Source organism: Thalassospira sp. UBA848 (genome assembly GCF_002295455.1).
In the GTDB taxonomy this organism is placed as follows: domain Bacteria; phylum Pseudomonadota; class Alphaproteobacteria; order Rhodospirillales; family Thalassospiraceae; genus Thalassospira.
Map to the genome: position 1 here is coordinate 18,058 of NZ_DBGS01000105.1, position 19,476 is coordinate 37,533.

A 19,476-nucleotide genomic window follows, 5' to 3' on the forward strand; every position below is an offset into this window, starting at 1 on the left:
TTATCAAATTCTCAAAACAAAACCGGCCGGGGAAGCCCCGGCCGGTTTGCTGATCAGATCAGATGTTCGGAAGGGGAAGACCCCTTAGGAACAACCGGTGGTCGCGCCACAAGAGTCACATTTCAGGCAGGTGCCGTTGCGCACCAGGGTGAAGTTACCGCAATCCGGGCAACCGTCACCTTCATAGCCCTTCATGCGGGCTTCACGGATCTGGTCCATCTTGGCATCGGTTTTGGCGATGACTTCTTCGCTGGTGGACAGGATCGCATTGCTTTGCGGTGCTGACGGTGCCGCGGTGGTTGCAGCACTTGCGGTGGTTTCGTGGTTGTGATTGTGACCGTCCGTGCCGGTGGATTTGACTTCCACGACGCGTTCTTCTGTCTGTACACCGCCGTCAACCACATAGAGGTTGCGACGCACGAAGCCGCTGGATGCCACCTTGCGGATGGTTTCAATCGCCTGATCACCAGCCTTTTCGGCGGTTTCACCAAGGTCACCTTCGGCGACACCTTCGCCAACCGCATCCGGCAGGATGTCGGACGGCTGAACGTGGGCGAGGTCGTTACGGCCAAGGTAAGAGATCGCCAGTTCGCGGAACATGTAATCAAGGATGGAGGTTGCCATCTTGATCGCATCGTTACCGGAAACCATGCCGGACGGCTCGAAGCGGGTGAAGGTGAAGGCTTCGACATACTCTTCGAGCGGCACGCCATACTGCAGGCCGATGGACACCGCGATTGCGAAGTTGTTCATCAGCGAGCGGAATGCAGCGCCTTCCTTGTGCATGTCGATGAAGATTTCACCAAGCTTGCCGTCTTCGTATTCACCGGTACGCAGGTAAACCTTGTGACCGCCAACAGTTGCCTTCTGGGTGTAGCCTTTGCGGCGGCCCGGAAGGGAACGACGGTCGCCACGGACAACGCGTTCGATGATTTTCTCGACGATCTGCTCGGACGCCTGAGCTGCCTTGGCAGCGGTCGGCTGATCGGCGTAATCGTCTTCTTCGACCAGTGCGGAGTTGAGCGGCTGGCTGAGTTTCGAACCATCACGGTACAGGGCGTTTGCCTTAAGGCCCAGGCGCCAGGACAGCATGTAGGCGTCTTTACAATCCTGGATGTTCGCGCTGCTTGGCATGTTGATGGTTTTAGAAATCGCACCCGAGATGAACGGCTGGGCCGCTGCCATCATGCGGATGTGGCTTTCAGCTGAGAGGTAACGCTTGCCGATACGGCCGCACGGGTTTGCACAATCAAAGACCGGCAGGTCTTCGTCGCGCAGATGCGGGGCACCTTCAAGGGTCATCGAACCGCAAACATAGGTGTTGGCTGCTTCGATCTGTTTTTTGTCGAAACCAAGGGCTGCGAGCATGTCAAAGTCCATGCTGTTGATTGCCTTGGCATCAAGACCCAGCGTGTTGACGCAGAAATCATCGCCAAAGGTGTATTTGTTGAAGACGAATTTGATGTCAAATGCGTTCTTCAGCGCACCTTCAACCTTGGCAATCGCATCATCGTCAAAGCCTTTTGCCTTCAGCTCATCATGGGTGATGGCCGGCGAGCCTTTGAGCGTACCGTGACCGACCGCGTATTTTTCAATGTCGCGGATCTGGTTTTCGGTATAGCCGAGCGTTGCCAGAGCAACCGGAACGGTGCGGTTGATGATTTTGAAGTAACCGCCGCCAGCAAGCTTTTTGAACTTCACAAGCGCGAAGTCCGGTTCGATGCCGGTGGTGTCGCAATCCATGACCAGACCGATCGTGCCGGTTGGCGCGATAACGGTGGTCTGGGCATTGCGGTAGCCGTGCTTTTCACCAAGCTCGACCGCCTTGTCCCAAGCGGCACGTGCGGCAACCGGAAGATCGGCATAGGGGCTATCAGCAGCAACCAGCGGAACCGGGTTGATCGACAGGCCTTCGTAGCCTTCCTGTTCGCCATGTGCGGCACGGCGATGGTTGCGCATGACACGCAGCATTTCTTCGGCGTTGTCGGCATACCCCGGGAACGCACCCTGTTCGCTGGCCATTTCAGCCGAGGTGGCATAGGACACGCCACACATGATTGCGGTCAGAGACGCGCCAATCGCACGGCCTTCGTCGCTGTCATAGGAAATACCCATGCTCATCAGCAGGCCGCCAATGTTGGCATAGCCAAGACCAAGGGTACGATAGCGATAGGAGAGTTCCGCAATACGATCAGACGGGAACTGTGCCATCAGAACCGAGATTTCGAGAACAACGGTCCACAGGCGGACAGCATGTTCGTAAGCCTCGATATCCACGCCGCCATCATCAGAACGGAAGTTCATCAGGTTCAGCGATGCGAGGTTACATGCGGTATCGTCAAGGAACATGTATTCCGAGCACGGGTTGGACGCATTGATGCGACCCGAGTTCGGGCAGGTGTGCCATTCGTTGATCGTGGTGTCGTACTGGATGCCCGGATCTGCACAAGCCCAGGCAGCTTCGCCGACTTTTTCCCACAGGTCACGTGCGGAGATTTTCTTGGCAATCTTGCCGTCGGTACGACGGATCAGTTCCCAGTCACCGTTATCAAGAACAGCCTGCAGGAAGTCGTTCGACACACGAACAGAGTTGTTCGAGTTCTGACCGGAAACGGTCAGGTATGCCTCGGAGTCCCAATCGGTGTCATAGGTCTTGAAGCTGATTTCGGTGAAGCCCTGACGGGCGAATTCGATGATCTTGTTGATATAGGAATCCGGGATCATCACTGCGCGGGCTGCCAGCACAGCTTCTTTGAGCTGCGGGTTGGCGCGCGGCAGGAAGCGGTCCTCGGAGTCAGCGGCACCGTCCCAGTTGGTGCAAGCAGCCAGAACCTGTGTCAGGTGCTTTTCAGCCAGTTTGGAACCGGCGACAAGGGCAGCAACTTTCTGCTCTTCGACGACTTTCCAGTTTACGTATTCTTCGATGTCCGGGTGGTCGATATCAACCACAACCATTTTCGCAGCACGGCGGGTGGTGCCACCCGACTTGATCGCGCCAGCTGCACGGTCACCAATTTTCAGGAAGCTCATCAGGCCGGAAGAACGACCACCACCGGACAGGGTTTCGCCTTCACCACGTACGTTGGAGAAGTTCGAACCGGTACCGGAACCGAATTTGAACAGACGGGCTTCACGGGTCCAGAGATCCATGATGCCGCCTTCGTTTACAAGGTCATCGGCGACAGACTGAATGAAGCAGGCATGCGGTTGCGGATGTTCGTATGCGCTGGCCGATTTGGTCAGTTCGCCGGTTTTGTAATCAACATAGGAGTGACCCTGAGCCGGGCCATCAATGCCATATGCCCAGTGAAGACCGGTGTTGAACCACTGCGGAGAGTTCGGCGCACCCATCTGGTGGGAGAGCTGGTAACGCATTTCGTCAAAGAACGCCTGCGCATCGGACTCGGCGTCAAAATAGCCGCCTTTCCAGCCCCAATAGGTCCAGGTGCCAGCCAGACGGTCAAAGACCTGGGTCGAGCTGGTTTCGCTGATATAGCGTTTTTCGGCCGGCATCTTGTTGAGCTTGGCGGTGTCAGCAGTCTGACGCCACAGCCAGGACGGGACGTCCTTTTCCTTAACCGGTTTGAGCGCGACCGGAACACCAGCCTTGCGGAAGTATTTCTGCGCCAGAACATCGCTCGCCACCTGAGACCAGGAAGCGGGCATGTCAATGTCCTTCATCTCAAAAACAACCGAACCATCCGGGTTTTTGATGACAGATGTTAGCTTACGAAACTCTATGTCAGCGTACGGGCTGACACCTTCCTGGGTGAATTTTCTGGTGATCCGCATGGTCTGCTCCGGTTGTGATCAGACGTGACAGGGCGCTTACGGGTGATGCGCCAACATCGCCTGACTTTATATAGTTTGCTCAATGCTCTTGCGCCGCCCCCGACGTCGATATTTTCCGACGTTTCCAGAGCTTCGCAATTATGGGTAGTCGGTGGTGTTGGTCCCCCCTTGGAACCAGCCGGTCCGTGGGGAAGACTATAATGGCAAAATTTCGCCTCAGTCCACTAATCTTTGTGGTTGACAGTGATTTTTACCACAACATCTAGTGGGTCGATTGCTGTCTTGCTGATTCGATGCTGGTGGGATTCTCGTTAACAATCTCTGAATCGCTCCGGAAGGCCCGGAAAACTGCGCTTCGTGTCGCAGCATGATTGTATGTTGGTCCTAAGACTCGGACTACATATTGTGTGGCAACGAGAGGTGCCCACACAACGCAGGATCAAGCTAACGCGGATTTCGTTCCATTTCCAGTGCGAAGCGAAAATCAGTGCGTTTCGTTGTTTTTCCTAGCATGGGAACCAATGATAACAGTTTGATATTTATGTTAAAGTCTTCTTTTTGGTGCGGGCGCAAAGGTAGGGATAGCAAGGATCCTGGGCTACTACATATATGGGGCGCGTTGTGGATAAGCAGGTGGACAAAGCCCCCAGATCTAGATGGATCAAAGAGTCGTCGCCCTACAAGCAGTTGTGGGTTGTTTCAAGACACTATCGGGCAAGGTCGGGGACGGTGATTTGCGCAAGTGTGGCCTTGCACCGGTTTTGTCCGCAGTTTGTCCTGTGTGGCGGGCTTGAAACATTGACTTTCCACGAACATCACGACATATAAGTCACTTGATTGAGGGGCTGTATGACCAAACAGCCTGCGCTGCCTTTTGCCGCCTTCCCGAATTTCGGGCGGACAAACCAGATCTGGAGAGAGACCCAACATGGCCACCGTCGGCACCCGTATTTATACTGCGCTGTTTGGCAAGCGCGTTGGCGAAGACCGTTTCGGCAATACCTATTACACCGAAAAGACTCCGGCAAAGGGTCGTCGCACCAAGCGTTGGGTTGTTTACAAAGGTGTCGCCGAAGGATCAAAGGTTCCGGCCGAATGGCATGCCTGGCTGCATTACACTGTTGATGCGCCGCTGTCGGACAAGGCCGAAGACCGTTATGACTGGCAGAAAGATCATCTGCCGAACCTGACCGGCACCAAATATGCCTATCGCCCGAAAGGCCACGAATATAGCGGCGGCAAGCGCCCGGAAGCGACCGGCGATTATCAGGCATGGTCGCCGGAAGGCTGATCATTCAAAAGAATTCCGATTTCAGGCGGGCGCGGGGCAACTCGCGCCCGTTTGTGTTTTGTAACGGAATGGTGTTGGCGCTGGCCCGTTTTGAACGGTTGTCTTTTGAGTGGTTGTTTTTCGGGACGGGGCAATACAGTATAAGGTATTGACCCTAAGTCTCAAAGAGATACAGAACGGATAAGGTCTATGAGCAACAGACTGATTGAAACCATTGCCGGTGCGGCCGTAATTGCGGTCGCGGTTGGATTTGCGGCCTATTCCTATTCACGCGCCGGAATCAATACGGTGGAAGGCTATGAGATCATGGCCAGTTTCAACCGTATTGATGGTCTTGTTGTTGGCAATGATGTCCGTGTTTCAGGTGTCAAGGTCGGTACCGTTACGGCACAGGAACTTGATCCCGATACCTATATGGCGGTTGTCAGAATGTCGGTGCAGCCTGATCTGGCATTGCCGCTTGACAGTTCGGCCAAGATTGCGTCGGACGGGTTGCTTGGCGGCAAGTTTGTTGCGCTTGAGCCGGGCGGGGATATCGACATGATCGAAGCTGGCGGTGAAATCGAATACACCCAAGGGTCGGTAAACCTTGAAGATTTGATTGGTCAGGTTATCTATTCCTCGACCAACAGCGATAATTGAACCGTGTAAGGGCAATGGTTGTCAGCCAGCGATTGCCAGCCATGTTTTTGCCCGGTTTGCATCGCAGGGTGTGGTACAGATAAGGCAAGGGCAGGGGATGTTCCGCACAACCCTGTCATCACAGAATGTCGGAGCGGTTGATGAAAAAGACCGAAAATATTGATCACTTCCCCACCTGGCAGGCCAGTGATGGTTCGCCGCTTTCGTGCGTGGAAAAGATCAAGGTGCTCAATGACAATTTCGGTGAACTGCGCGAAATCATGCAGGATGCGCTTGAAGATGCACTTTTGATGGGCTGTGACGAAGAGCAGTTCCGCAATGTGATGCACGATCTGGTGGCCGAACTGCATAATCCGTATGCCAAAAACGATACAAGCGACAAACAGGACTGAAGACCACAATGAAACGATCCTTTGCGATTGCCGCGATTTGTTCGACATGTGCAATGATCGGAACAGCGTCTTCGGCGCTTGATTATCGTCCCGCCCCGGTTGCCCAGTTGCAGGGGCTTGATAAAATCACCGCCCGTATTTCGACCTTCGAGGTGCCGGTGGGGCGCACGGCCAGTTTCGGGACGCTCGAAATTCGGGTCGATGCCTGTTATCGCACGCCGCCGGAAGAACGCCCGGAAAGTGCGACCTTCCTTGATATCGCAGACATTCGCGATGATGGTGATGGGGAACGTACACCGCTGTTTTCAGGATGGATGTTTGCATCAAGTCCGGGTTTGTCCGCACTTGAACACCCGGTCTATGACGTGTGGCTCAAGGAATGTTTTGATCCGTCAGGTGCCGAGGCGGAAGAGGGCGCTACTGCCCCGCAAGGTCAGGCCGCACCAGAACAGCCATAAAACAAGCCTATACGGCGATCACCCCCAAAATGGCAACAAGCTGACTTTCGGGCGGGTGCGCGTGTTTTTACCCCAAGGCACCAGATCCATCTGTGCGCCGCAGAAAGCCTGCTTTTAATGGTGCGCGGCTATCTGATGATTGGGCCGAAATCGTCAAGAATATGGCGAATGTTCTTCTGATTGTTTCCAAATTAGAAAATATATGTTGCGGTATCGCTGGCTTGAGAGGAACCCGTCACCCTGTCATCCTCAGTTCACGATTTATTGCAGCGCAACGATGTTTGCGCCATGTGAACAAGAGGGAAAATAAGATGTTTAATTCGATCAAGAAAGCCGGTGTCGCGCTGGCAGTTGTTGCAGGTCTTTCGGGTGCGGCTTTTTCGGCCCAGGCAGCGGATACCTATAAACTAGACCCGACCCACACCAGCGTTATTTTCATCGTGAACCATCTTGGTTTCTCCGACTTCCAGGGTCGTTTTGGCGGGACCAGCGGCGAGTTGACCCTTGACCGTGAAAACCCGTCGGCATCTTCGGCCACCATCACCATTGACCTTAATCAGGTAGATAGTGGTGTTGAAGCCCTTGATAACCATATGAAAACCGCCGATTTCCTTGATGTGGAAAACTTCCCGACCGCAACCTTTACCAGCACTTCGGTCGAACTGGTTGGCGACAATGCCGCAACCGTGACCGGCGATCTGACCCTTCTTGGCCAGACTCAGCCGCTGGTTCTTGACGTCGTCCTGACCGGTGAAGGCGAACACCCGATGACCGGCGACGCCGTTGTTGGTTTCTCTGCAAACGGTACCGTGATCCGTTCCCAGTACGGCATGGACTACCTGATCGGTGGCGTTGGTGACGAAGTAGAACTCCAGATTTCTTCTGAATTCCTGAAGCAGAAGTAATCCGCAATTCTGGATTTCCGACGTGCGCTGTGGTGGCAATGCTGCAGCGCACGTTCACCTTTCGGGCCTGCACAGGCAGCAAGGAAAGCCGGTTATGACACTCCGTAGCACAAAAAATGCCTTTGGCGCGGTGACCAAGACCATCCATTGGGTGATGGCACTTTTGGTCATCAGCGTTTTTTCGATTGGCTGGTACATGGATCTCCTGCCGCTGGGTATGGAGAAGCTGGAATGGATTTCGCGCCACAAGTCACTTGGGGTGACAGTGCTGGCACTGGTGATCCTGCGTGTGATCTGGCGTCATCGAGAACCCACACCAGAGGGGCTTGGTAAAACGCGGATCGAACGGCTGGCGGCGAAGGCGGGGCATCTTGGGCTGTATCTTTTGATGTTTGCCATGCCCTTGACGGGCTGGACCATGTCGTCGGCGGCAAATTTCCCGGTCAGTGTCTATGGCCTGTTTACCTTGCCCAACCTTGTTTCGCCCAATCAGGAACTGTTTGAAACGCTGCGTACCGTGCACTGGCTGTTGTCCTGGGCTGTTGCCGGTCTGGTCGGCGTTCACATTCTGGCAGCCCTTAAACATCATTTCTGGGATTGTGACGCCACCTTGCGACGCATGCTGCCCGGCAAAATCGAGGAAAACTGACATGTTTCAGATAACGCGAAAAACGTTGCCTGCACTGGCCCTTGCCACCACCATCGCCGGTTTTTCCGGAGCCGGATGGGCAGCCGACCCATGGGCGGTCGAAGCTGGCGACAGCGAGATTGAATTTACCGGCACCCAGCTTGGCGCTGCGTTCGAAGGCGAATTCAAATCCTTCACCGCCGAGATCGTGTTTTCACCTGATGATCTTGCCGGATCGTCGGTAAAGGTTCTGATCGATATTGCGTCGGTTGATACCGCAAATGGGGATCGCGACAGTCAGATTGTTTCGCCCGACTGGTTCGATGCTGCGCAATGGCCAACTGCCAAATTCGAAACCAAGTCGTTCAGCGAAACCGCGCCGGGCCAGTACGAGGCGGTTGCCGACCTGACCATCCGCGATGTAACCCGCGAAGTCATTTTGCCGTTTGATCTTGAGATCGAGGGCAACGAGGCCAAGGCCACAGGCACGGTGACCATTAACCGGACCGACTTTGGCGTCGGTCAGGGGCAGTGGGCCGATACGTCCCAGGTCGGCGATCCGGTCACCATCGAAATTGATATCGAAGCCAAGCGCCCATAAGCTGCGCTGTCTTAAAGACCCACAGAAAAACCGCCCCGGATGATCTCCGGGGCGGTTTTGTTTGCGCGTGTCCTGCTTTTTTATGTTTTTGCCTAGCTTGCGGCGCTTTTGCGCAGGTTATCGAGGAAGGCTTCGACCGCGTCATCAAGGGCGACGGCTTCGGACACCAGCTTTTCGGCCGTACTGGCGAGCTGATTGGTGCCAGATGACACTTTGCCAGCATTGTCATTGACGGTTTCGATGCGCTCGGACACTTCGCGCGTCCCGTCGGCTGCCTGTTGGACACTGCGTGAGATTTCACCGATGGCGGCGTGCTGTTCCTCGACCGCTGCGGCAATCGCGGTCGAGCTGTCTGCCACCTGGGCTATGGTTTCGGAAATCCGGCGGATGGCGTCAACCGCCTCGGTGGTTTCGTTCTGAACCGCAAGGATCTGTTGATTGATTTCCTCGGTCGCCTTGGCGGTCTGATTGGCGAGGTTTTTGACTTCGCTTGCCACAACGGCAAAGCCTTTGCCAGCATCACCGGCTCGGGCGGCCTCGATGGTGGCGTTAAGGGCAAGGAGGTTTGTCTGTTCGGCGATGTCGCCGATCAGGCTTGCGACGTCGCCAATGCGCTGGGCGGCTTCGGACAAACCTGTAACCGTTTCATTGGTGCGCGTGGCTTCGTCATTGGCGCGGTTTGCAATAGAGGCAGAATTTGCAATCTGCTGGGCGATTTCATCAGAAGATGCCGAGAGTTCCTCTGTTGCGGCCGAGACCGTTTGAACATTGCTTGATGTTTGGGTCGTTGCGGTCGATACCGCACCGGTCAGTTCGCTGTTCATGTTGGTCGCGTTGCGCATTTCGTCGGTCGCGGCTTGCATTTCCTTGATCGAGTTGGAGATCGAGTTGATCAATCCCTTAACCTGCTTATCAAGAGAATCCGCCATTTCCATCAGGGCTTTACGCTGTTTCTCTTCGGCTTCTTCTTCTAGCGCGCGCTGTTTATCCTGAAGCTTGAGGTTTTCAAGGGCCTGTTCGCGGAAGGAGACCACGGTGCGCGCCATGTCACCGACTTCATCCTTGCGTTGTTGGCCTTCGATACTGCCTTCAAGATCGCCGCTTGAAATGACACGCATGCGTTCAGCAAGGGTTTTGAGTGCGCCGGTGATATCGCGCCCGATGGCAAGACCGACAAAGATCATGACCAGCAGGATCACACCGCCAATTATGACGACAAAGGTCGCCTGTTCACGGAAGGCTGCATCGACATCATCAATATAGATGCCTGTGCCGATGATCGAGCCCCATGGAAGTGGTTCCGCATAGGAGAGTTTTTCAAATGTGAGATTTTCATCCTCGCCGGGTTTTGGCCAGTGATAGGACGAAAAACCACCGCCGGGCTGGTTGCCGGCCGCAATCAGTTCACGGATGAAGTAGTTACCCTGGGAATCCTGCGCATTGTTCAGGCTTTGGCCAACAAGTGAAGGCTTGGCACCGTGCATTTCGGTCATGCCATCTGTGGCAAAGACAAAGAAGTAACCGATGTTGCCGTCATATTTGCCTGCGGCGGCAACCTCGTAGAACTGACTGATGGCTTCTTCCTGTGTCAGAGTGCCAGCATCTGCCTTGTCCTGATAGAATTGTGCGATTGAGGTGATGTAGTTGGTGGTTGAACGAATCTTGTCTTTGCGGTCTTCGAGCATTGAGTCGCGAAGGGTCGAGAGCTGCAGGGCCCCGATCACGATCACACCCAATAAAGCGATGACTGACAAGACAACGATCTTGTAGCCGATTTTCATGTTGCCAAGCATTTGTTTCCTCCGCTCAATGCGGTTGTTGAATTAAAATATAAAAATATAATGGTTTGCATTCATCTTTAGTGCAAGTCGTATTATTCTAAAGTGTAGGTTTCAGGGTATAGGTTAGAAATGGCAACGGCGCACCCAAACGACAAGGCCGGTATGCTTTTCATCTTCTGTGAAAGCCCTAAGCCTTTGTCGAAGCACAAAAAAGGCCGGGGCTATAAGCCCCGGCCTTCATGCAAAGATATGTCGATCAAGTTGTTTAGTCGGTTGCGCGTTTACGCAGGTCGGCAAGGAAGTTTTCGACAGCTTCGTCAAGGGACTGTGCTTCTTCGACCAGTTTTTCCGCCGAATGGGCAAGCTGACTGGTGCCCGAAGACACACGACCGGCATTTTCATTGACCGTTTCGATGCGCTGGGAGACTTCGCTGGTGCCGTCAGCAGCTTGCTGAACGTTACGCGAAATCTCGCCGATTGCGGCATGCTGTTCTTCAACGGCTGCGGCAATGGCGGTAGAGCTGTCAGCGACCTGGGCAATGGTTTCGGAAATCAGGCGGATCGCCTCGACCGCTTCGCCGGTTTCATTCTGAACCGAGAGGATCTGCTGGTTGATCTCCTCGGTCGCCTTGGCGGTCTGGTTGGCAAGGTTTTTGACCTCGCTTGCCACCACGGCGAAGCCTTTGCCGGCGTCACCGGCACGCGCGGCCTCAATCGTGGCATTCAGCGCCAGAAGGTTGGTCTGCTCGGCGATATCCCCGATCAGCTTTGCGACATCGCCAATTTTCTGGGCCGCATCGGCCAGCCCCGTGACGGTCTTGTTGGTGCGCGTGGCTTGTTCGTTGGCCTGATTGGCGACCTGGGCGGATTGGGAAATCTGCTGGGCGATTTCATCACTGGACGCGGTCAGTTCCTCGGTCGCGGCTGACACGGTCTGTACGTTGGTCGATGTCTGCGTGGTGGCAGATGCCACGGCAGCAGAGAGCGAGCTGTTGGTGTTGCTGGCTTCTTCCATCGTGGAAGTGGCCTTCTTCATATCTGTAATGGAACCACCAATCGCGCGGATGAGGCCCTTGACCTGACTTTCAAGGCTGTCGGCCATATCGGTAATGTCCTGACGGCGTTGCTTGTCTGCCTGGGCTTCCAGTTCTTTCTGGCGGTTCTGAAGTGCCTGATTTTCCAGTGCCTGTTCACGGAAGGCGACAACCGTGCGGGCCATATCACCCACTTCGTCGCCACGTTCCTGACCTTCGATCTCGCCTTCAAGCTTGCCGCCGGCGATTTCGGTCATTCGGGCGGAAAGTTTATTCAGTCCACCGGTAATATTACGCCCGATCGCAAGTGAGAACACGATCATCAGGGCAACAACAATTGCAATGATCACCAGCAAAAAGACCGCCTGTTCCCAGAACGCGGCATCAACATCGTCAATATAGATACCGGTGCCGATGGCGTGGCCCCAGGGGAGCATGGCGGAATAGGACAATTTCTCGAACAGTTGGTCTTCGGGCTCACCGGGCTTTGGCCAGTAATAGGAGAAGAAACCACCTTCGGGGTTTTGCGCGGCCGCAAGAAGATCCTGCACAATAAAGTTGCCGGTCGGGTCTTTGACCTGACTCATATCCGTGCCGTTCAGCGACGGTTTGGCGCCGTGCAACTTGTTAATGCCGCTTTCGTCATAGGCAAAGAAATAGCCAGTTCCCTCATCAAACCTTGCCGCTGTGCTCCAGCGGTAAAATTCGTCCGTTGCTTCTTCTTGTGTAAGTTCGCCGCTGCCAACGCGATCCTGATAGGACTGGGCAGCCGTCACCAGCATTGAAACAGTTGCCTGAATTTTGTCTTTGCGGTCTTCAAGCATCCCGTTGCGCAATGTTTGAAGCTCAAGTGCTGCAATCGCCAGCAAGGCAATCAGAGACAGCAAGGATAAACTGGCGACTTTCTGGCCAATTCGTATGTTCTGAAGCATGATCCGTTCCCGTTTTCTTGTTATTCCCCGAGCCAAAGCGCACAAACCTATTCAAAGATCTGTTCTTTCGTATGGGTTAATGGCCAAAGCTGTAAAAAAGTATAGGTATGATTTTCGGCGACTGCACCAATTTTCTGTTGGCCGACCATTCGTAACACGTTGGGGGCAAACCGATTTATGGTTGGGTGCGCAGATATCAAACGCGTGAAATAACGTATCGACGCTCATATGTTGGAACGATCAGTCATAAAAAAAGCACCTGACGGTTAAGAAAGGTGCTTTTTTTTTATAAGAACTGGGGCAGGGAGATGCCTGATCAGCGCAATTGTTTGATCAGGAAGTTGCTGGCAATGCCAAGCCCTTCTTCATCAATGCCGTGTTGCAGGCCGGGGCGTTCGTGCAGGCTGACTTCTATGTCATTTGCAGCCAAGGTTTCCTTGGCAAGACGGGATGCCTCGATCGGCACGACCGGATCGGCGGTGCCATGGACCAGCACCATTGGCGGGCGGGACTTGATTTCCGCCGCGAAGGCCTGTTCGCCAAGAAGTGCACCTGAGAAACCGACAACCCCGGCAATCTGGTTTTCACGGCGCGGTGCGGTCTGCAGCGACATCATTGTGCCTTGTGAAAAGCCAACCAGCGCGACCTTGTCGGCAGTCACGCCATGGGTTTCCATCACGTGATCAATGAAATCATCGACATAAGCCGCACTTTTGCGGGCACCTTCGGCCATGGCGGCAAGGGCGCCAGACATTGTTTCCGGGGCGCGGCGCAGAAATTCCGGATCATATTCGGCCAGGCTAAACCACTGGCGTCCGAAGGGGGACATTTCGCACGGGAATGGCGCGTTGGGCGAATAGAAACTGGTGTCGGGCAGGGCGCGCGCCAGATGTGGTGCCAGACCGATCAGGTCATTGCCGTCTGCGCCATAGCCATGCAGCAAAATAACGACGCTTTTGGTCGTGCCTGAGGCGGCCGGGACGGTTGGTCCGGAGAGTAGGGTATCTGTGCTCATAAATGCTTTTCCTGATTTTCCCGTGTCCCTTGCTCAGGGTCAGGACCTATTAATTTGGTTTGAATGGTCGTTCAGATTTGCGCTGACCCTAGCAATGCAGCCCACGGACCACCAGCATTTTTTGTTGGCAAACCGGGCGGAAGAAAGCGTGCCGCCAGGCGGAAATCCCCATATGGCTAGAGGCTGTGGATAACTTTGTGGATGGAACGGGTGATTCTCAGAAATTCAGCCTTTGAATGGTTCGTATGTTGCGAAACAGTCTTGGTTATCTATGCCTTGGTATAAAATCTCCGGGTTTTCTAATTTAAAATATTTCGATATTTTTCTGCCAAATTTAATCAATAAAATCATATGGTTATCTTGTTTCCCGTGTTCGGGGCTATTCTTAGGGGTGGTGATGTTCGGTTTGGCCCATTGGCGGTTGAAGTGAAAAATCGCGCGAAAGCTGCATAGCTTGGGCCAAAAAGTTAACGATGTGGATTTTTTGGACAGACGGTTAGTAAAAGGCGGCTTTTGCCGCCCGGCATTCTGTGTAACAAGAAATCTTCCGGTTTGCCCGGATGCCCCACAGCACAATCCATAGCCCGAGGTCCCGATGAACCAAACGCGCCGCTGGTTCGGCAAGGGAGATCGACGTGTTCTGGCGTTGACCTTGCCAATTATCTTGTCTAACGCGACTGTTCCGTTGCTTGGCGCAGTTGACACGGCCGTGGTCGGCCATCTTGACAGTCCACATTATATCGGTGCGGTCGCTGTTGGTGCGCTGATCTTTTCCTATGTTTTCTGGAGCTTTGGCTTCTTGCGCATGGCGACCACCGGGCTTGCTGCCCAGGCCTATGGCCGTCGCGATGCGAACGGGGTTCGCGCGGTTTTTGCCCGGGCGGCCCTGATTGCCGTTGTTGCCGGTCTGGCCGTGATGGTGTTGCAATGGCCGATCATTGAATTGGCCATGACCCTGATTGCGCCGACCCCTGCGGTTGAGGCAGCAGCGCGTGACTATTTCCATGTTCGGATCTGGGCATCGCCCGCGACGCTGATGCAATACTGCATGCTGGGCTGGTTGCTTGCCATGCGTGATAGCCGCGCAGTGTTCATTTTTCAGGTGTTCTTGAACTCACTGAACATCATTCTTGATATCCTGTTTGTGCAAGGGTTCGGCTGGGACGTGCGCGGGGTGGCCGGGGCCACGGTGATTGCCGATTATTCCGGTGTTGTCCTGGGCTGGTTCCTGATGCAGCCACATCTGAAGCGGCTGGGCGGGACGTGGCGCGGCATTGGCCTGTTTGATCGCGGGCAACTGGCGCGGCTGATGAAGATCAATGGGGATATCTTTATCCGTACAATGGCACTGACATCGGCCTTTGCGCTGTTTACCAGTTTCTCTGCCCGGTTCGGGGAAGTCACGCTTGCGGCCAATGCGGTTTTGCAAAACTTCCTGATGTTTGGGTCCTTTGCGCTTGATGGCTTTGCCCATGCGGCCGAAACCCTTGTCGGGCAGGCTTATGGTGCGGAAAAGCGCAAACAGTTCATGTGGGCGGTACGCAAGACAACGATCTGGAGCGTTGTGTCGGCAATTGTGATGTCGGGCATGTTTGCCCTTGCCGGGCCATGGATTATTGATGCCCTGACCAGTATTCCAGAGGTCCGCACAGCATCGTACGAATACCTGATATGGGCCGTGATCCTGCCGGTGACCGGTGTGCTGGGCTTTCAGTTTGACGGGGTGTTTTTGGGCGCGATGCAGACCAAGCACTGGCGCAACATGATGCTGGTCTCGGTTGCGATTTATGCCGGATTTGCCTGGTGGGCTGTGACGATGGGCAGCAACCATTTCCTGTGGGCGGCGTTTAACGGGTTCTTCCTGTTGCGCGGGCTGACACTGATGGTGCTGTTCCCGACAATCATACCCAAGCCGCGTCAGGCTGTGGCATAGCGCGCTTTTCAGGTTCGGCACGCGTTGATCAAGGTCCCCGCCTTCGCGGGGATGACGGCGGCAGATTGGGTTGTATCGCTGTCACATTCGTGATGGCAGGAAACGATGTGATGTCAGTCGGCGTCGGCAACGGGCAGGGTGGTGCTGTTTTTGACTTCGTGCAGGGTGAAGCTTGATTTCATGTTGGCAACACCGGGCAGCTTCATCATGACTTCGGACAGGAAACGCTGATAGGCGGCCGGATCGGGCACGACAATGCGCATCATGTAATCCTGATTGCCGACCATGGCGTAGCAATCAACAATTTCCGGATGTTCCTGTACCGCACTTTCAAAACGGCGCAGCGACGGTTCGTCATGCTGGGTCAGCGACACGGTGACAAATACGTTTACACCGAGTTGCAGATGCGCCGGATCAAGCAGGGCGACATATTTGCGGATGACACCGATTTCTTCGAGCTTGCGCAGGCGACGCAGGCAGGGCGACACGGACAGGCCGACCTTGTCAGCCAGTTCGACCATGGAGATTCGACCATCTTCCTGAATTTCACGAAGAATTTTGCGATCAATTGCGTCGAAACCGTTGCGCGCCATGGCGTGCCACACTCCTTTGGACGATAAGAAACCGGGCCGAGATGCGCCCTTGGAAATTATAATTGCGGAAGGGTGGATTTTGCCAAATACCCGACCGGCTGTACATAATTCCTGCTGCGCGATAAGCCATGACTTCGCGTTTCTGTCAATCTTTGCGTCGTCAAAGTGGGCATTTTTTGCGCCGTTATCAGTGATCGTGTTGCAGGGCACAGCACCGGATTTCTTGGGCAAAATACATGGCAGGTGCTTGCATCAAACAGACAATACAAGTATGTCGTTCAATTCGTTGGAATGCCTAGGCTTGTGAGCATCTGCAGCGGAACTTATCATTGCCGTGTGCCATCCGGGCAGTGTAGTATAATCGTACCAATTTACTTATTTCGATTGTGATTACTCTCCTGCCGGGAGCCGGAGGAGGCTGACACTGTCTGACAATGTCAGCCTATTAGTGAAAGGCACGTATGGTGGACGCTGCGCAAAACACGCCGGGATATAACCTGGTTACCATTGGCGAGCACAAAATCAATATTCGTCCGGCGGTCGAAGCAGACCTGCCCAATGTTGTCGATCTTGATGACCGGACCACAGGGTTGCGCAAGCCTGATTACTGGGATGATCTGTTTACCCGTTATGGCAACCGCAAGGATTCCCGCTTCTTTCTGATTGCAGAGGAAAACGGAACACTTCTGGGCTGTATCTTTGGGGAAGTCCGGTCGTGGGAATTTAACTCTGTCCCGTGTGGCTGGGTCGGCACGGTCAGTGTCGAGCCGGATCTTCGCATGGGCGGGATTGGCACGATCCTTTATGATGAAATCTGCCGCTGTTTCCGTAACGCCGGGGTGACCAAGATCCGCACCATGATCCCGCGCGATGCGACCGATCTGATGTCGTTCTTCCGCGCACAGGGCATGATGGCGGGGCCGTTCATTCAACTGGAAACAGATATGGAAGAGGGGGAGTAAGCCAATGATGTCCTTGCAAAAGGCAACGTTGTTTGCCCTCTATGCCGTCCTGGAACTGGCCGAAGATACCGACCGCCAGCTTTCGGCATCGGAAATTGCCGAACGCTACAATATCTCGACCAACCATCTGGCGAAGGTTTTGCGCGACCTGGGGCGTGCGGGGCTGGTTGAGTCGGTCCGTGGGGCCGGTGGCGGCTATCGTTTCTGTGGTAATGCCAAACGCACGACACTTCTGGATGTTGTGCAGCTGTTCGAAGAAGTTGGCACAAGCCCGTCCAACAGTATTGTGCAGGATACCAATGCCGGGGCGGCCTTGACGCTGGTGATGGATGAAATCGAAGAAATCACCCATGCCACGTTATTGTCGATCACGATCGAGACGATGCTGAAGCTGATGCGCAAGCGTCGCCCGGAAAAGCCGACATCCACCGGATTGTTCCGCGCGGTTTAACCCGCCAAGCAAATTACAGATACAAAAAAGGCCGTCAGAATGTTCTGACGGCCTTTTTGATGGGATCTTGTGGACGCGTTTAGCTTTCGCTGTCGGCGGGCGCCTGTGTCGGGGCCTGCGACGCGTCAGAACCTTCTGAAGCGTTGTCAGCAGATTTTGCAGCATCTGATTTTGGCGCCGCTTTTTTGCGCGGACGGCGCGGAGTGCGTTTTTTGACTTCCTTGGCCGGTGCGGCTTCAGAAGTTGTTTCGCTTGCGGTTTCTGCCGGTGCTTCGGTTGCTTCCGGTGCCGGTGCGCTATCCTCTGCCGGTGTTTCTTCAGCAGCTGCTTTCCTGGTCGAACGGCGCGGCTTTTTCGGGGCTGCGGCCTTTGACTTGTCAGCTGTTTTGCGCCGGGTCGTTTTCTTCGGTGCTTCTTCCTCGTCCGTGGCTTTTTTGCCGAGGCTTGAGGCCGGGACCTTGGTCAGCAGGAAGCTTGGAACGTAATCGCCAAAGCCGACAACCGCTTTATCGTCGCGGTCATCACGATCACGACGGTTGTTGCGGTTATTCCGGTTGTTGCGATCATTGTTCCGGTCGTTATTGCCCTTGTTGTTCTGGGCGTCACGTGCCGGTGCCTTGGGCGTTTCGGCGTCTTTCTGCTTTGGTGCTTCCGGCTGTTTTGGCGCTTCAGGCTGTGGCTGAGCTGCCTTTTCCGGTGCGGCGTCCTTTTTGTCCGACTTTGCCGGACGGGCGGAACGGTCATCGCGGTTATTTGGCTTGCGGCTTTTCTTGTTGCGGCGCTTCTTGCCGGAAAAGTCCAGCTCCAGCGTTTCAATGCCGTCAAGTTCGGTCAGCGGGATGTCCATATTGATGGTCTTGTTGATCGCCGCGACCAGTTTGCCGTCTTCGGGCACGGCCAGCGTAAAGGCCTTGCCATTGCGACCCGCGCGGCCGGTACGACCGGTACGGTGCACGTAATCCTCGGCGTTGAACGGGACATCAAAGTTAAAGACGTGCGATACGTCAGAAACGTCGATACCGCGTGCGGCAACGTCGGAACAGACCAGAAGGGTGATCTCGCCGGATTTGAACTTTGCCAGTGTTTCGGTACGTTCGCTTTGTGCCAGATCCCCGTGCATGCGACCGGCATTGAAGCCGTGCTTGGTCAGCGACTTGTAAAGGATGTCGACGTCTTTTTTGCGGTTACAGAACACAAAGGCGTTGCGGACATCTTCGGCGCGGATCAGGCGACGCAGGGCTTCGCGTTTGTCAAAGTCGTCGAGAACAACAAGTTTGTGTTCAACCGTGGTCGCCATGGTCGAGGGCGGGGAGACGGTGATTTCCTTGGGATTTGACAGGAATTTGTCGGCAAGGCGCTTGATTTCCTTGGGCATGGTCGCCGAGAAGAAAAGCGTCTGGCGCTGTGTCGGCAGCATCTTGACGATTTTTTCGATGTCGGGGATGAAGCCCATGTCGAGCATGCGGTCGGCTTCGTCGAGGATCAGCTTGTTCAGGCCGTCGAGTTTCAGTGAGCCCTTCTTCAAGTGTTCCTGAACGCGCCCAGGCGTGCCGACGATGATATGGGCGCCGTGTTCCAGCGAACCGATCTGCGGGCCGATGGACACGCCGCCGCAAAGCGTCAGGATCTTGATGTTATCTGCCGAGCGCGCCAGCCGGCGCAGTTCCTTGGCGACCTGATCGGCCAGCTCGCGGGTCGGGCAAAGCACCAGCGCCTGACAGCCAAAATAGCGCGGGTTGATTGGTTCCAGCAGGGCAATACCGAAGGCGGCGGTCTTGCCGCTGCCGGTCTTCGCCTGCGCGATAAGGTCCATACCTTTAAGCATGACCGGCAGGCTTTGCGCCTGAATCGGCGTCATTTCGGCATAGCCGAGCGCGTCGAGGTTGGCCAGCGTTGCAGGGCTGAGGGGCAGGGTGGCGAAGGCTGAACTGGGCACGGTATTGATCTGCTAGAAAAAGTGAGGCGCAGTCTAACAGGCGGCCCGCATCCACGCGTGCTGCCGATGGCCCGGCACCACGGGCGGAACGGATCGCGGCGACAGCCGGTCCCACTGAAGTCAATACAGA

Annotated in this window: 16 protein-coding genes; 10 read left to right on the forward strand and 6 right to left on the reverse strand. The window is 54.9% G+C overall.

Annotation, left to right across the window (positions count from 1 at the left end; genetic code table 11):
- Positions 1 to 84: 84 nt before the first annotated feature.
- Positions 85 to 3,792, reverse strand: coding sequence for a vitamin B12-dependent ribonucleotide reductase (locus B2R48_RS14610; RefSeq protein WP_062957784.1), 3,708 nt, complete (start codon positions 3,790 to 3,792; stop codon positions 85 to 87).
- 928 nt (positions 3,793 to 4,720) lie between these two features.
- On the opposite strand from B2R48_RS14610, the gene B2R48_RS14615 reads away from it, so the two are divergent.
- The 7 genes from B2R48_RS14615 to B2R48_RS14645 all read left to right on the forward strand — a co-directional run bounded on the left by B2R48_RS14615 (position 4,721) and on the right by B2R48_RS14645 (position 8,709).
- Positions 4,721 to 5,083, forward strand: coding sequence for an NADH:ubiquinone oxidoreductase subunit NDUFA12 (locus B2R48_RS14615; RefSeq protein WP_062957785.1), 363 nt, complete (start codon positions 4,721 to 4,723; stop codon positions 5,081 to 5,083).
- Positions 5,084 to 5,272: 189 nt separating this feature from the next.
- A complete protein-coding gene (mlaD, locus tag B2R48_RS14620) occupies positions 5,273 to 5,725 on the forward strand; it encodes an outer membrane lipid asymmetry maintenance protein MlaD (protein ID WP_062957786.1) in 453 nt (150 codons plus the stop codon).
- A 140-nt stretch (positions 5,726 to 5,865) separates the two neighbouring features.
- On the forward strand, positions 5,866 to 6,117 hold the full coding sequence (locus B2R48_RS14625) for a hypothetical protein (RefSeq protein WP_062957787.1): 252 nt from the start codon (positions 5,866 to 5,868) through the stop codon (positions 6,115 to 6,117).
- An 8-nt stretch (positions 6,118 to 6,125) separates the two neighbouring features.
- Positions 6,126 to 6,575, forward strand: a complete 450-nt coding sequence (locus B2R48_RS14630) for a DUF2155 domain-containing protein (RefSeq protein WP_062957788.1) — start codon at positions 6,126 to 6,128, stop codon at positions 6,573 to 6,575.
- Positions 6,576 to 6,886: 311 nt separating this feature from the next.
- A complete protein-coding gene (locus B2R48_RS14635; RefSeq protein WP_213472697.1) occupies positions 6,887 to 7,480 on the forward strand; it encodes a YceI family protein in 594 nt (197 codons plus the stop codon).
- Positions 7,481 to 7,574: 94 nt separating this feature from the next.
- A complete protein-coding gene (locus B2R48_RS14640; RefSeq protein WP_297001798.1) occupies positions 7,575 to 8,129 on the forward strand; it encodes a cytochrome b in 555 nt (184 codons plus the stop codon).
- 1 nt (position 8,130) lies between these two features.
- On the forward strand, positions 8,131 to 8,709 hold the full coding sequence (locus B2R48_RS14645; RefSeq protein ID WP_297001801.1) for a YceI family protein: 579 nt from the start codon (positions 8,131 to 8,133) through the stop codon (positions 8,707 to 8,709).
- A 92-nt stretch (positions 8,710 to 8,801) separates the two neighbouring features.
- On the opposite strand, the gene B2R48_RS14650 is transcribed toward B2R48_RS14645, so the two are convergent.
- The 3 genes from B2R48_RS14650 to B2R48_RS14660 all read right to left on the reverse strand — a co-directional run bounded on the left by B2R48_RS14650 (position 8,802) and on the right by B2R48_RS14660 (position 13,471).
- Positions 8,802 to 10,502 carry a methyl-accepting chemotaxis protein gene (locus B2R48_RS14650; RefSeq protein ID WP_297001804.1) on the reverse strand — a complete coding sequence of 567 codons (1,701 nt, stop codon included), beginning with the start codon at positions 10,500 to 10,502 and terminating at the stop codon, positions 8,802 to 8,804.
- Positions 10,503 to 10,755: 253 nt separating this feature from the next.
- Positions 10,756 to 12,456 (reverse strand): methyl-accepting chemotaxis protein, encoded by a 1,701-nt coding sequence (locus tag B2R48_RS14655; RefSeq protein WP_297001807.1) that lies wholly within the window; start codon positions 12,454 to 12,456, stop codon positions 10,756 to 10,758.
- Between the two features lie 316 nt (positions 12,457 to 12,772).
- Positions 12,773 to 13,471 (reverse strand): alpha/beta hydrolase, encoded by a 699-nt coding sequence (locus B2R48_RS14660; protein WP_297001810.1) that lies wholly within the window; start codon positions 13,469 to 13,471, stop codon positions 12,773 to 12,775.
- 595 nt (positions 13,472 to 14,066) lie between these two features.
- On the opposite strand from B2R48_RS14660, the gene B2R48_RS14665 reads away from it, so the two are divergent.
- The gene (locus tag B2R48_RS14665; protein WP_297001813.1) at positions 14,067 to 15,404 is read left to right on the forward strand and encodes an MATE family efflux transporter; all 1,338 of its coding nucleotides are present in this window, start codon (positions 14,067 to 14,069) and stop codon (positions 15,402 to 15,404) included.
- Between the two features lie 113 nt (positions 15,405 to 15,517).
- Here B2R48_RS14665 and B2R48_RS14670 read toward each other — a convergent pair whose 3' ends face one another.
- A complete protein-coding gene (locus tag B2R48_RS14670) occupies positions 15,518 to 15,997 on the reverse strand; it encodes an Lrp/AsnC family transcriptional regulator (RefSeq protein ID WP_062957796.1) in 480 nt (159 codons plus the stop codon).
- Between the two features lie 461 nt (positions 15,998 to 16,458).
- On the opposite strand from B2R48_RS14670, the gene B2R48_RS14675 reads away from it, so the two are divergent.
- Entirely contained in the window at positions 16,459 to 16,959 is a 501-nt protein-coding gene (locus B2R48_RS14675) for a GNAT family N-acetyltransferase (RefSeq protein WP_062957797.1), read from the forward strand.
- Positions 16,960 to 16,963: 4 nt separating this feature from the next.
- A complete protein-coding gene (locus tag B2R48_RS14680; protein WP_062957798.1) occupies positions 16,964 to 17,410 on the forward strand; it encodes an Rrf2 family transcriptional regulator in 447 nt (148 codons plus the stop codon).
- A gap of 79 nt (positions 17,411 to 17,489) precedes the next feature.
- Here B2R48_RS14680 and B2R48_RS14685 read toward each other — a convergent pair whose 3' ends face one another.
- On the reverse strand, positions 17,490 to 19,346 hold the full coding sequence (locus B2R48_RS14685; protein ID WP_297001822.1) for a DEAD/DEAH box helicase: 1,857 nt from the start codon (positions 19,344 to 19,346) through the stop codon (positions 17,490 to 17,492).
- Between the last annotated feature and the right edge of the window lie 130 nt (positions 19,347 to 19,476).

What these genes read in the sequence shown, in the direction of transcription:
- B2R48_RS14655 (WP_297001807.1), bottom strand. Translation starts at nt 12,456, where the DNA reads ATGCTTCAGAACATACGAATTGGCCAGAAAGTCGCCAGTTTATCCTTG.
- B2R48_RS14640 (WP_297001798.1), top strand. Translation starts at nt 7,575, where the DNA reads ATGACACTCCGTAGCACAAAAAATGCCTTTGGCGCGGTGACCAAGACC.
- B2R48_RS14670 (WP_062957796.1), bottom strand. Translation starts at nt 15,997, where the DNA reads ATGGCGCGCAACGGTTTCGACGCAATTGATCGCAAAATTCTTCGTGAA.
- B2R48_RS14675 (WP_062957797.1), top strand. Translation starts at nt 16,459, where the DNA reads ATGGTGGACGCTGCGCAAAACACGCCGGGATATAACCTGGTTACCATT.
- B2R48_RS14680 (WP_062957798.1), top strand. Translation starts at nt 16,964, where the DNA reads ATGATGTCCTTGCAAAAGGCAACGTTGTTTGCCCTCTATGCCGTCCTG.
- B2R48_RS14635 (WP_213472697.1), top strand. Translation starts at nt 6,887, where the DNA reads ATGTTTAATTCGATCAAGAAAGCCGGTGTCGCGCTGGCAGTTGTTGCA.
- B2R48_RS14625 (WP_062957787.1), top strand. Translation starts at nt 5,866, where the DNA reads ATGAAAAAGACCGAAAATATTGATCACTTCCCCACCTGGCAGGCCAGT.
- B2R48_RS14610 (WP_062957784.1), bottom strand. Translation starts at nt 3,792, where the DNA reads ATGCGGATCACCAGAAAATTCACCCAGGAAGGTGTCAGCCCGTACGCT.
- B2R48_RS14660 (WP_297001810.1), bottom strand. Translation starts at nt 13,471, where the DNA reads ATGAGCACAGATACCCTACTCTCCGGACCAACCGTCCCGGCCGCCTCA.
- B2R48_RS14650 (WP_297001804.1), bottom strand. Translation starts at nt 10,502, where the DNA reads ATGCTTGGCAACATGAAAATCGGCTACAAGATCGTTGTCTTGTCAGTC.
- B2R48_RS14615 (WP_062957785.1), top strand. Translation starts at nt 4,721, where the DNA reads ATGGCCACCGTCGGCACCCGTATTTATACTGCGCTGTTTGGCAAGCGC.
- B2R48_RS14645 (WP_297001801.1), top strand. Translation starts at nt 8,131, where the DNA reads ATGTTTCAGATAACGCGAAAAACGTTGCCTGCACTGGCCCTTGCCACC.
- B2R48_RS14630 (WP_062957788.1), top strand. Translation starts at nt 6,126, where the DNA reads ATGAAACGATCCTTTGCGATTGCCGCGATTTGTTCGACATGTGCAATG.
- mlaD (WP_062957786.1), top strand. Translation starts at nt 5,273, where the DNA reads ATGAGCAACAGACTGATTGAAACCATTGCCGGTGCGGCCGTAATTGCG.
- B2R48_RS14665 (WP_297001813.1), top strand. Translation starts at nt 14,067, where the DNA reads ATGAACCAAACGCGCCGCTGGTTCGGCAAGGGAGATCGACGTGTTCTG.